The organism is Bacillus sp. JJ722 (assembly GCF_036963345.1).
Taxonomy (GTDB): Bacteria; Bacillota; Bacilli; order Bacillales; family DSM-1321; genus Bacillus_AD.
The window spans coordinates 1-12833 of record NZ_JBALMO010000271.1; the positions used below are offsets into that span (position 1 = coordinate 1).

Sequence of the window (12833 nt, forward strand, 5' to 3'; positions counted from 1 at the left end):
TTTTTATCCCAATATACCGTGCCTTTTATACGATCTTTCAAAATCAATAAGATACTGCGGAATAATAGATAGATAGATAAAGAGCTGCCCATAAGTGAAATACATAACGGCCGCTGCTATAACATTCTTTCCGGTTAACATTCGATCATACGTAATAGCAATCATTAACTGGACTAAATACGTTCCTCTCTAATTATATTGAAAAAAGTTTTTTTCCGAATAATTCATAGCTTGTAAAACCATAATTTATTCGGGGAATTTTTAAGGATTAGATTTGTTTTATTAATAACATTTGTTGAGGTTGAGTGAATTGTATAAAAGATGAATGTATTTGAATTTACTCTACTTTTTCAAAAAAATAATAGTTTAATGTTTTCGATTATCAATATAAATTGAATTAAAAAAGAGGAACACCATAAGGTTCCTCTAAGTTCTAAAGTAAATTTATTTAAAACATGCTTAACTGTTCATTATTTTCCCGTTCTAAAACTTTTTCCTCTTTATTTATATCTAATATTCTTTTACCCATTCTTTCAATTAACCCAACGACTAAAGCATTTCCCATGCAAAAATATCTCATCCGTTCTGACATACCTTCAGTCCAACGATCTGGAAAACCATTAAGTCTTTCACATTCTACAGGAGTAAGAATACGTAACCTCTTTGTTTCTAAATCTTCAACAACATGTGTACTTCTATTAGTCGTTCCTTCGCTTGTTAACATAGTACGTCCAGGTTTGTCTAAAGGCTCTGGGAAAGACATCCCGCCTTCAGAGAATACATAACTATGGCCAGTAGCTGAAGTACGTTCTATTCTTTTTGGCCCTTTTAAATATTTAAACTTTTCAATTACACTTTCACTCAGATAATACTTTTCATCTACATTTCGTTCTAGGATTTCACCTAATAGCTTAGGCTTTTCCTCCAATGGTAATAATTCTTCCGTATAAACAACTCCACCTCTCATTATTCCAGCATTCATATAATTCATTGAAAACTCATCCGATATTTCCAAAATATCATGCTTTAAAATAAATGAATGTGGTTTGTGTCTATGAGAAGTTTCCTCTTTAACAGGAAATGCACTAGCAAAAAATCCTTTTTCATGTAGCATCACAGCATCGTTTTCATTACTTCTGCTACTTATATAAGTAGTATCGTTTCTAATTGCAAATATAAAAATCCGACGTCTTCGTTGTGCTTGTCCATATTCTGCAGCATTCAATACCCTCCACTCAACAGAATAATTCTCATCACGGAAGCTCGCCAACATAATTGAAAAATCTCGACCTCGTTGTTTAGAAGGAGATTTTAACAACCGATCTACATTTTCTAATAATATATACTTTGGTTTTATTTCTTTAACTAGTCGCATGATTTCCCAGAATAAAACGCCTTTCTTACCTTGAATTCCTTTTTCTCCAGATAAGGTACGTGCTACTGAATAATCTTGACAAGGAAAGCCACCTACTATTAAGTCTATATTATTACCAAATATCTTTTCATCCACTTGTGCAATATCTGCGTTAGAATGTATTCCTCTATCTTTAAATTGACGCGCATAACAATTAAACGCATCTTGTGCTTTCTTCGAAGGTTCCCATTGATTACCCCAAACTACTTCAAACCTATTTTCACCTTGAGAATCATTTGCTGCCTCGAGCCCTATGCGAAAGCCGCCGACCCCTGCAAACAGTTCTATTACATTTATCATGACCGAACATCCTTTCGCCTTTTTTTATCTAAGTAATATTATAATGAATATTACTGTAAAGGTGAACCTTTTAGGAGAAATTAATCTTAAAAAATTTTAATTTTTATTTCAAACTTATATAATCTGCTCAATAATCACTTTACTAGGAGTATACTATTATAAAATGTATTAATTATATTTAAAAGAGCTTAAGCAACTAAGGAAAATTGTACTATGTTTTTATCTAATTGACATTACGTGAAGGAGTGCCAAAATGATTTATAAAACTACTGAAGAATTAATGGAAAAAGTTCAAGAAGCAGAAGGAAGAACATTCGGAGAAATTGATAATACTGGTAGACTTGTAAATAAGCGTTCTAAAGGAGGACTTGGACAAGTTATTGAAGAAAGCTTTTTTGGTTATAAAATCAATTCTGATGCTAGACCAGATTTTGAAGAGTTAGGAATAGAACTTAAAGTCACGCCGTTTAAACATAATAAGAACGGAACTGTTTCAGCAAAAGAGAGATTGGTACTAAATATCATCAATTATATGGAAGAAGTACATACAACCTTTACTACCTCAAGTTTTTGGAAAAAAAACGAAAAACTTTTGTTAATGTTCTATGAATGGGTTCAAGATAATGAGCCTAAAGATTTTTCTATTTATAAAAGTATTTTATTTACATATCCATCTTCTGATTTAGAAATTATAAAACAAGATTGGATGACCATTGTAGAAAAAATTCGAGCCGGTAAAGCCCATGAATTATCCGAAGGTGATACCAATTATTTAGGTGCCTGCCCTAAAGGAGCAAATAAAAACTCTCTACGAGATCAACCTTATTCAGAAGAACGAGCAATGCAACGAGCGTTTGCTCTCAAACAGTCATATATGACGGCAATCCTACGAAAATATATTTTTGGTGAAGATTTAGTTAGTTTTACTAGTTACGAAGAGTTACAGAAAAAATCAATATCAGATTTATTATCTGAAAAGTTTTTCCCTTTTATTGGTATGACCGATGAAGAAATGGCAATAAAGCTGGAAGTTCCTTATAATAAAAAAGCTAAAGCACTTATACCAATGATTATTAGTGCTTTATTGGGTATAAAAGGAACAAAACTAAATCAAATAGAAGAATTCGCCAAAGCTAATATTCAATTTAAAACGATTCGTTTAGAACCAAATGGAAAGCCAAAAGAAAGTATGTCTTTTGAAAAAATTGATTTTACCCAATGGATTCAAGAGCCTTGGGAAGACAGTTTTATACGACATAAATTTTTGGAAACAAAATTTCTTTTTGTCGTCTTTGAATATAAAGAAACTCTAAAAGAAAATAAAAATCGCAAATTATTTTTTAAAGGAATCAAACTATGGAACATGCCACTCTATACGGTTGAGAATGAGATGAAACACCTATACCTTGAAGTGAACAAAGTGCTTTCAGAAGGAATAAAGATTGAATATGTGCAACAAAAAAATGATACGATTGTAGAGAAAAACAACTTACCTAAAAGTAATTTCAATGGAGTTACACATATTCGTCCTAAAGCTGCTGACGGCAAAGATAAAGTAATGTTACCTAGTGGAGAAAGAATCACTAAACAATGTTATTGGCTAAATCGGGAGTATATAGCAAAAATTATGCAAGAATTGTAATAGTAATGAAAGGTAGCCAATATAAAAAGCTACCTTTCATTACTTTAATTAACTTCTTCAAAAACCAATTCTTTTAATTCGTCATCAAAAGAGTACTTGATTAATTTCACATAAGACCATTCTGCCGATATTGCAGGTCGACGCCCTTTTAAATAATTCCTCTTACACACACTATTCCTATGTTCAATTACATTTTTAGGTATATCATAAGCAACCAAAAACGCCTGAATCATTGAATAGTCACCGAATGAATATTCTTGATTAATCCAGTCCACATATTTCATCAATTGATTAATAGCATCTACATCTGCTTTTTTACTTTTAATTTCAATAAGTAAATACTTTGAAATTGTATCAAACCCAGGAATATAACGAAAACCAAATACATCCATCTTATCCATATAATCTATAGGTTTAAATGGTGAAGCAATAACTTGATGTGAAAGATAATCCCACTTTCCAAAAATTGATTTATCATTATTTGTTATAATATCGATAATACCAGCTTCAATCGCCATCTCATGTTTTATAAAATTATTATTAGCACAAACAGATAACAAGTTTTTAGAAGTAATATGATAATTTTCACTTACATTTTCTCGAATTGTTTGATGCAGATTTAAATTCGAGTTATAACATCCATATTTATTTTTAATATATTCTTCATTTCTTTTAAGAATAATATCTTTTAAAGCCTTATTTTCTTCTTCATCAATCTTTATAAATGACCGTTTCCAAAATGCTCTTAACATTTTAAAACTGATTGGATTAGAGGCCAATACATCATCCATATCGATTCCTTCTTTAAAAAAAGAAGGATAACTTTCAAAAAGGCATATACATCTATTATTAATATTATTTGGATTTTGATTAATTAACATACTATCTACTATTCCATTATAGTTCTCCATCCTCGGAAGATCGGCAGTAGGATAATTTAAATATTTACATTCACCTTGAATGTTAATGAGTTTGCCAATCCCATATATTTTTCTTTTTATAAAAAAATAAAATCTCCTTCTTTCATACTTATATAGTCTGCAAAAGTTCCTTCGTAAGCTGCATTCCAAAAATTTTTAGTTAACGATTTAAAATTCGTACTATATACGCCATTTTCAATACATTCTTGCAATGATTCTTCACTATCTAAGGAAAAAATAAAACCAGCCATATTATCTCACTTTCATAAAAAATATTTAATTATTCTATATTTCTATAAATATAGAATAGCAAAACTAGCTATCTTTACTTTAGCATAGAAATTTATGGCTCTCCATTTACAAAAAAACGAGATGCCGAAACACCTCGCTTAAACATTTATATTATTTCCTCTTCAACCCTTGCCCCTCAACAAAACCCTTCATATACATACGGCTTTTCTTCCCTAACATATCCATCATCTGACTTGTCCAAGTATCGTTACGCTTACCATTTGTGCGGCGTTCATAGTAAGCCGACATGGTTTCGTTATATTCACCTAACTGACTTTTGAATATGTCATCATTATGTAAGTATTCATTTTCATGATAGACATTTGCTAGAGGTAAACGAGGTTTCTTCTCGGAACGGTTCTTAGGATAACCAACTACCATCGCAAATAATGGAATTACCTTAGTTGGGATGTTTAGAAGTTCGTTTACTCCTGCTAAATTATTGCGAATACCGCCTATGTAACAAATGCCTAAGTCCATTGATTCCGCAGCGAGTGCTGCATTTTGTGCAGCTAGAGCAGCGTCGATGCAAGCAACCATGAATTTTTCTGTACTTTCAATGCTTTCTGTTACATCTTGATTCTCCATTTGTGCTGCCAATTCATGGCGATGTAAATCAGCACAAAAGACGAATAAATGTCCGTTTTTCTCTACGTATGATTGGTTTCCTGCTAGTTCTGCTAGCTTTGCTTTCTTCTCTGGATCCGTAACGCCGATAATACTGTAAGCTTGAATATAGCTTGATGTAGCAGCAGATTGAGCACATGATACAATTGTTTCAATTTGTTCTTTTGATAGTAGTTTGTCCTCAAACGAACGAATGGATCTGTGATCTAAAATTTTCTCAATAATTTCATTCATGTATGTCACACCTCTGTAAAAGTATTAGTCAAAATATTTTAACAAATATTCAATCATTAATGAAATAATTCCTCTTCTGCATCTAATTCAGCGATTTTTTATGATAATCCGTCCACTGTTTTAGTTAATCTGTCCATTTCACATAATAATAAGTCACCCCAGATAATCTTATTGCAGGCGCTTTTTAGTATGCTTTCACCTCAATATGTACATAATAATGTAATGACTTAATATACCTTACAAAACTGTAAGGTACTTGTCATGTAAATAAATGAGAGTATTTCAAACATGGAAGTATAATTTAATCATACAATAACATTTTCGAGGTGTTTAACTATGGAATTAAAAAGTGGTATCCATTCTTCATTAGAAAAAAATGTATTTTTAACTATAAATAATTTACAAGCTGCTTTGAAAGATATTTCTGACGAAATAAAAATATGGCGCACAAAATACTATTATGTTCAAATAGAGGAAGCTGGAAAAGGCAATAACGGTGAAATATCAACTCAATATTACTATAAATTAAATGCACATAATGACGACGGAAAAATAATTACAGTTGAATTTAATAGCAGTAAAAATTTCGGAATCGGTACAACACTGCGATTAAAAGTAAATCGTGCAAATAAGAAAAAAATCAATACGATTAGCAGTTTTGAGGAGCTTTAATATCAGAACAAAGAGCTATTTCAAGATGAAATAGCTCTTTAATACTTCTTAAGAAGCTGAAATCTAATCAAATATCGTTTCAAAGCTATTCTCGTATATATCCAAAAATTTAGTTATCTCTACTTTTTGTTCAAAAACAGCTTCATCCTCCGATGGATTTTTAGTTGGAAGTATCTTATATCGCTTATAATTATTCTGATTGATCGGTTCTAAATCACTCTCTTTTGCAATTGAAGCAATTCCTTCTTTATAATCTACTAACGCTTGTTCAAATGCTGCATCGTGGTCTTTAAAAATCGGCATATTAAACACATTGGCTCCTATCTCATATGCTTCCTTATTACCAAAGTCCGTACTTAACCGGGCCGTATCATAATCTTTAATTACTATAGAAGCCCCTTTAACACTAATGAAAGCTACTACCATAATTACCGCGCCGATTATTAGAAAATACTTTTTCATATATACCTCAAATTTCTTTTTTATTGCTGTAGAATCACTCCAAATGAAAAACTAATTCAAGCCCAGTTTGTTTTCCACGATAAGGGCTATCCTCTTCTTTAAAAACAAATTGTAGTCCTGTTGGATCATCTGGCAAAGGAGGAGAAATAATATAATTATATCTATAACTTCCCGAACCTCCTCCTCCACGTTCCCATCGACAATCGTATTCGTCACTAATAGATAGCTCAAAAAACGAGTCCCTATGACTATGAATTCTTGTATAAGTGTCTTCCTCTTCTTCATGCCAATCAACATAAAGAGTTACAATACTCGCATTCGAATATTGTTTAATATGTGTTATTGAATACATTTTTTCTTCATGTTCAAGCGTTTTTAAAATAGGTATATGTTTTCTAAATTCAATGGGCTTTACCTCGGGTCTAAACATTTCTTCGTTCAACATAAAGTCAAATAAATATTTCAAATAATCTTCATAAAAACCATACTTTTCTGCCCACCCTGAGATTCTTTCATCAAATGGTAATCCGGGGTTATTGTTTGAAAGTTCTCTCCTTTGTTGTAATAGCTCACAGATTTGTTCATCTATCAATAACAGGCGTTCATCATAATAATCAGTAGAACGCTCATAGTCTATTCTCTTCATGTTTATACCCCCATCTTTAATATACTTCTAAAGCAAAGGCATAGAATGCATCGCCATTTGAAACATTCTTTTCCTTTTCATCCATCCACCATACACCGTATGAATAATAATAGAGCCCTTTCTCATTTGGTACAGTGAATTGCTGACTTGTTAGTTCGACTTCTGTTTCCTTTTCTCCACTAATTTGTGTAAGATGGATTTCATTAGGCTTCGGCTCAAAGTCCATCACAAGTTTGACCTTTTCACCAGCCTTTACCCGCACAGGTTTTTTTCCTTCCAATAATTCCTTCGGTCCAGCCTTATCAACACAAATACCATCATTTCCCGATTTCCAGCAGTATGTACCAAGTACTGTTTCAAAGCGTTCATCATTCAATTCAATAAAGACTTTAGGTGGTTTTTTTCCTGACAGCTCTCCATTTGATTTTCCTGACAACTCTCCATTTGAACATCCCACGATTACCAATCCAACAAACAAGATTACTAAAACGATTCGCTTCTTCATCTCATTCCCCCTTTATGGATTAGTCGTAAATCGATATAGGAAGTTACAGTTTTTTCACTTTTAATCGATAAAAACACTTTCCTAAATCAACTCAATAATCACAACAAGCCCGTTTGGATATTTTCCAAACGGGCTTTGTTTTATCCTCGAATCTGTCCTTCACCACGAATCACAAACTTGCTTGAAGTTAGCGCTTCAAGCCCCATTGGTCCACGTGCATGAAGCTTCTGTGTACTAATACCGATTTCTGCTCCATATCCAAACTCAAATCCATCTGTGAAGCGAGTTGAGGCATTGTGATAAACTGCCGCTGCATCAACTTTATTTAAGAAAATAGCAGCACTCTTCTCATCTTCTGTAAGAATTGCTTCCGAATGATTTGTACCATATTTATTAATATGGTTGATTGCTTCTTCCACATTACTTACAACCTTCACACTAATAGTAAGCGATAAATACTCTGTTCCCCAATCTTCTACAGTAGCTAAAACCGCATGATCAAATGCTTGGCAAACTTCTTCATCTCCATGGATTTCAACACCATGATCATGAAGTGTTTCTAACAATTGTTTACCATATTGCGAAAACCAGGATTCATGAATTAATAATGATTCAATTGCATTACACACAGAAGGACGTTGTGTTTTTGCATTTAATACAATTGATTCCGTTAAGCCATATTTAGCTGTTTCATCAATAAACACATGGCAATTACCCGCTCCTGTTTCAATAACTGGTACGCTTGATTCACGTACTACCGTATCAATTAAATTCTTACCGCCACGTGGAATTAATACATCTAAATATTCATTCAAATTAAACAATTCTTTCGCCGTCTCGTGGCTTGTATCCTCAATTAGTTGAACAGCATTCACTGGAAGAACACTCTTTTCCAATGCCTTATGGATGGATTGAACAACCGCTACGTTTGAATAGTAAGCGGATGAACTTCCTCGTAAAATAACCGCATTACCCGTTTTCAAACTAAGTGTCGCTGCATCCACTGTTACATTCGGTCTTGCTTCATATATCATCCCGATAACACCAATAGGTACGCGAACCTTCTCAATATGCAAGCCATTCTCTTTCTCAATCTTCTCTAATGAATCACCAATTGGATCTTTCAAATCAATTAACTGACCTATCGCATCCGCCATATCATTGATTCGCTTGCTATCAAGCATCAAGCGATCAAGAAGTGAATAAGAGAAACCTTTATCTCGACCAGCTTGCAAGTCTTTCTCATTCTCCATAATAATTGTTGCTGCGTCTTCACGTAATTGATCAGCAATAAGTTGTAATGCTGCATTCTTCTCTTCTGTAGTAACACTTACTAACGCATAACTCGCTTCTTTCGCTAACTGTCCTTTTCTTGTTACCTCGCTCATCTCAGTTCCTCCTTTAGAATTTCACCCATTTATCTCTATGAATCACTTCCACTGAAGTAACTTCCATATTCTCTCTCTCATCACTACGCTTACCCATTACTTGCAATAGTTCTTCGGATGAATAGGCTACTTCACCTCGTCCAAGCAAGCTCGTTTTTCCAAAAACCTCAACAACGTCACCTTTTTGGAAATTTCCTTTCACTTCAAACACGCCTGCTGGCAATAAGCTACAACCTTTAAATAAAATGGCATGTTCAGCACCTTCATCAACCGTAATGCTTCCAGCTACTTCCGAATGAAGTCCAATCCATTGTCTCATCGTTTTTACATAAGCAAGCTCTTTATTTTGAATGTATGTTCCATCACCATTGCCTGCAAGCATTTCAACTAATTTATCGCTTCCTTCGCCACGTCCGATAAAAACAGGAACCCCGATACCAAGAGCTGTTTTTGCCGCAATTAGTTTAGATTTCATCCCACCGGTTCCAACCTTTGAACCAGCACCTTCAGCAAATCCGAGCATCTCATCTGTCACTTCCTCTAAATAATCCATCTTCTTCGCATTTGGATTATTGCGAGGGTCCGCATCATAAAGCCCATTAATATCTGTCAAAATAATTAATTGATCCGCATGAATTAAGCCGCTCACAAGTACAGAAAGCATATCATTATCCCCAAAAGTCAATTCTTCAACAGATACGGTATCATTTTCATTGATAATTGGAAAAATTCTGCGTTCAAGTAACTCCATCAATGTTTCATACGCATTCTTATATCGATCACGATTCGAGAAATCCATTCGCGTCAACAATATTTGCGCAGGCGCAATATCAAATTCCATAAACTTCTCAATATACGATTGAATTAGTAAACTTTGCCCAACCGCTGCTGCCGCCTGCTTCCCTTTCAACGTAATCGGTCTTGAAGAATACCCTAAACGAGCAAAGCCCGCCGCTACCGCCCCTGAGGAAACTAGAATAACTTCATGTCCTTCCTTACGCAAAGCTGCCAATGCATGCACATGATCATCAAACTTCTTTTGATCAATTTCACCTTTATCATTCGTTAATGAACTACTTCCAATTTTCACAACAATACGTTTCTTTCCCATCTGCTAAAACTCCCATTTCGTTTTTGTTTATAAATAAAAAAGCCCAATCATCCTTATAAAATAAGGACGAAAGGGCTTTAACTTCCGTGGTACCACCTTGATTGAACGTCTATTTAGACATCCCACTTAAGACCTTATAACGCTAAAGGTATGCGCCTATGTTTGCATAGGACTCCAGAGATAGGTTCAGCAACTCACCAATGACGAGATCTCTCAGCTTCTAAATCTCGCTCTCTTTCACCGTAAGGACTGCTTACTAGTTCTCTTTTAACCGTTCGATATTTTTTAATATTATTGCTCGGAATTTTGGAAATGTCAAGGGATAGATTATTATTGCTCTTTGTTAAAAGATAGAACTTCTTTATTCATCTCTTTTGTTAACAAAGCTATCGGACGTGCATAACCAAGCGTGCCACACATCAAATTCTGTCCACACCATATATTTAAGTCCACAAGATTTATATTATCATTCGGGAGATATTCCTCTATTCTCTACGAAATATCTATTTCAAATTCTTTCATTTGACCCAAAATACTTCTATCATGCGTTTTTGAATAAGTAACCGCATTACAATTTGCAATGTACGTTTTAACTAGTTCTTTATCAAATCCTACTGCAAGAAAAGTTTCTTCAATGGCAGCTAAAACTATACTATCAAACTTTTTAAAATGCTCCATTTTTAAGCCATATAGAACAATACTATATCTAGTCGTATTATTCATAAGAAGTACACCTTTTCTTCGATCAAACATAAACAGGTTTGCATGCCATTCATAAAAAGGTGTACTATTTATTGGATTATACGGTTCAATTTTAATTTTCATAGCATCCGCTAGTTTTTTGGTACATTCGATAATCACATTATTACCTCACAATTACTGTTTTCTTATGTTAAGTTTTGTCTTGTAAAACATATAAAATCAATTAAAATTTTATAATTAATTATACAACATAACCCTCAGCAAAAATATGTAACCCCTATCCATAATAAAGGAGAAAGACCTATGCAGTCACAGGTCACCTCTCCTCTTTTTTATAACTCAATCCTAATTTTCAACCAACCCTAAAACTTTTTATTCAAACCTACTCAATATAAAATTTACCAACCAAGGAACAAACCTATAACCCTTATCAATATTTCACTATATAGGTATAATTTTTCAGTACTATTTACCCTAAAATCATCATATTATCAAAAGATGAAATGGGGGTTTATGAAATAGAATCTGGATTATCTCAAATACAAAAAGAACCAGAGTTAAAACCAAAGCGTTTGTATGTAACAGTTACTCAAAAGTTTTGGTTAAGCCATGTCTTCGCGATACTTTGGTTACTTTTTTCTATCTATATATCTTTACCTTGGTTTGAAGACCTTGCAAATGTTGTAACACCAATTGGAGCAGGATTTATTATTATTGGAATAGCTTATATTCCTGGGTATATGAATTCTTTCTTAGTGATGAGTTTATTGTTGGATAAACAGCCTGTAATAAAGGAAGAAAATCCTGTCGATTCAGTCACATTATTGATTGCTGCTTACAACGAAGGATCATCTATCTTTAACGTTCTTGAATATATTGCTCGACAAGATTATGAAGGAAATCTTCATATTATCGTGATCGATAACGCTTCTACGGATGAAACTGTCATGGAAGTTGAACGTGCTAAACAAGAATTAGGTTTACAAATCACCATATTATATGAAGCGAAACAAGGGAAATTTAACGCTTTAAATAGTGGACTCGAACAAGTTCAGACTGATTTTGTAATGACACTAGATGCGGATACACTGCTTATGCCGTCTTCTGTCCGTCATTTAGTGGCTCGTATGAAATCAAGTCCAAAAGATGTGTGTGCTGTAGCTGGTTCCATGTTGGTCCGTAACAGTCGTGAAAGCATATGGACAAGGGTTCAAGAGTGGGATTATTTCTTAGGAATCGCATCAATCAAACGTTTACAAGGATTATACCAAGGAACATTAGTTGCACAAGGTGCATTTAGTTTGTATAAAACGGAATGTGTACGTGAGGTAAATGGGTGGCCTGACGCTATAGGGGAAGATATTGTATTAACATGGCGTTTATTGCATCACAAATGGAAAGTATATTTCGAACCATTAGCTATCGCTTTTACAGACGCACCTACTTCATTCAAACATTTAGCTAGACAACGTTCTCGATGGGCACGAGGAATGATTGAAGGGTTAAAAGAAATTAAACCATGGAAACAACCTCAAGTGTATACGAAATATTTAACAGCCATTAATTTTATGATGCCGTATTTAGATGTCGTCTACACATTATGTTGGATTCCGGGATTAGCCCTCGCTATGTTTGGAATCTATTGGATTGTCGGTCCTCTAACTTTGTTAGTTTTGCCATTAACATGTATTAGCTTCGGCTTACTTTACTGGTACCAAAAAAAGCATGTATTTGAACCTCTTCATTTAAACGTTCGAAAAAACAAACGTGGTCTACTATTTTTCATTTTATTTTACCAAATGTTTATGGCACCCGTTTCTGTATGGGGATATTTACAAGAAGTATTTCAACTTCGCCGAAAATGGAAATAATATAAGAAAAGCGGAGGCGCCCGTTTTGCTCCGTATGGACTGGAACCC

At 33.8% G+C, this 12833-nt stretch carries 13 protein-coding genes; 3 read left to right on the forward strand and 10 right to left on the reverse strand.

Annotation, left to right across the window (positions count from 1 at the left end; genetic code table 11):
* Nucleotides 1-448 precede the first annotated feature (448 nt).
* Nucleotides 449-1714, reverse strand: a complete 1266-nt coding sequence (gene dcm / locus V7014_RS23370) for a DNA (cytosine-5-)-methyltransferase (RefSeq protein ID WP_335510851.1) — start codon at nucleotides 1712-1714, stop codon at nucleotides 449-451.
* A gap of 253 nt (nucleotides 1715-1967) precedes the next feature.
* Between dcm and V7014_RS23375 the strand changes: the two genes are divergently transcribed.
* Nucleotides 1968-3356 carry a Sau3AI family type II restriction endonuclease gene (locus V7014_RS23375; RefSeq protein WP_335510853.1) on the forward strand — a complete coding sequence of 463 codons (1389 nt, stop codon included), beginning with the start codon at nucleotides 1968-1970 and terminating at the stop codon, nucleotides 3354-3356.
* Nucleotides 3357-3400: 44 nt separating this feature from the next.
* On the opposite strand, the gene V7014_RS23380 is transcribed toward V7014_RS23375, so the two are convergent.
* From V7014_RS23380 to nfsA, 3 genes are all read right to left on the reverse strand, one after another.
* Nucleotides 3401-4237 (reverse strand): endonuclease NucS domain-containing protein, encoded by an 837-nt coding sequence (locus tag V7014_RS23380; protein WP_335510855.1) that lies wholly within the window; start codon nucleotides 4235-4237, stop codon nucleotides 3401-3403.
* A gap of 116 nt (nucleotides 4238-4353) precedes the next feature.
* On the reverse strand, nucleotides 4354-4527 hold the full coding sequence (locus tag V7014_RS23385; RefSeq protein WP_335510857.1) for a hypothetical protein: 174 nt from the start codon (nucleotides 4525-4527) through the stop codon (nucleotides 4354-4356).
* A 151-nt stretch (nucleotides 4528-4678) separates the two neighbouring features.
* Nucleotides 4679-5428, reverse strand: a complete 750-nt coding sequence (gene nfsA / locus V7014_RS23390; protein ID WP_335510859.1) for an oxygen-insensitive NADPH nitroreductase — start codon at nucleotides 5426-5428, stop codon at nucleotides 4679-4681.
* Nucleotides 5429-5764: 336 nt separating this feature from the next.
* On the opposite strand from nfsA, the gene V7014_RS23395 reads away from it, so the two are divergent.
* A complete protein-coding gene (locus tag V7014_RS23395; protein WP_335510861.1) occupies nucleotides 5765-6100 on the forward strand; it encodes a YxeA family protein in 336 nt (111 codons plus the stop codon).
* A 63-nt stretch (nucleotides 6101-6163) separates the two neighbouring features.
* Here the strand turns inward: V7014_RS23395 and V7014_RS23400 are convergent, their stop codons facing one another.
* The 6 genes from V7014_RS23400 to V7014_RS23425 all read right to left on the reverse strand — a co-directional run bounded on the left by V7014_RS23400 (nucleotide 6164) and on the right by V7014_RS23425 (nucleotide 11073).
* Nucleotides 6164-6562 carry a hypothetical protein gene (locus V7014_RS23400; RefSeq protein ID WP_335510863.1) on the reverse strand — a complete coding sequence of 133 codons (399 nt, stop codon included), beginning with the start codon at nucleotides 6560-6562 and terminating at the stop codon, nucleotides 6164-6166.
* 34 nt (nucleotides 6563-6596) lie between these two features.
* Complete coding sequence (locus V7014_RS23405; RefSeq protein WP_335510865.1) at nucleotides 6597-7208, reverse strand: hypothetical protein; 612 nt, start codon at nucleotides 7206-7208, stop codon at nucleotides 6597-6599.
* A 16-nt stretch (nucleotides 7209-7224) separates the two neighbouring features.
* On the reverse strand, nucleotides 7225-7713 hold the full coding sequence (locus V7014_RS23410; RefSeq protein ID WP_335510867.1) for a hypothetical protein: 489 nt from the start codon (nucleotides 7711-7713) through the stop codon (nucleotides 7225-7227).
* A gap of 140 nt (nucleotides 7714-7853) precedes the next feature.
* A complete protein-coding gene (locus V7014_RS23415; protein ID WP_335510869.1) occupies nucleotides 7854-9101 on the reverse strand; it encodes a glutamate-5-semialdehyde dehydrogenase in 1248 nt (415 codons plus the stop codon).
* A gap of 13 nt (nucleotides 9102-9114) precedes the next feature.
* Nucleotides 9115-10212, reverse strand: a complete 1098-nt coding sequence (gene proB, locus V7014_RS23420) for a glutamate 5-kinase (RefSeq protein ID WP_335510871.1) — start codon at nucleotides 10210-10212, stop codon at nucleotides 9115-9117.
* Between the two features lie 492 nt (nucleotides 10213-10704).
* The gene (locus V7014_RS23425) at nucleotides 10705-11073 is read right to left on the reverse strand and encodes a DUF6933 domain-containing protein (RefSeq protein WP_335510873.1); all 369 of its coding nucleotides are present in this window, start codon (nucleotides 11071-11073) and stop codon (nucleotides 10705-10707) included.
* Between the two features lie 344 nt (nucleotides 11074-11417).
* On the opposite strand from V7014_RS23425, the gene V7014_RS23430 reads away from it, so the two are divergent.
* A complete protein-coding gene (locus V7014_RS23430; RefSeq protein ID WP_335510875.1) occupies nucleotides 11418-12785 on the forward strand; it encodes a glycosyltransferase family 2 protein in 1368 nt (455 codons plus the stop codon).
* Nucleotides 12786-12833 lie beyond the last annotated feature (48 nt).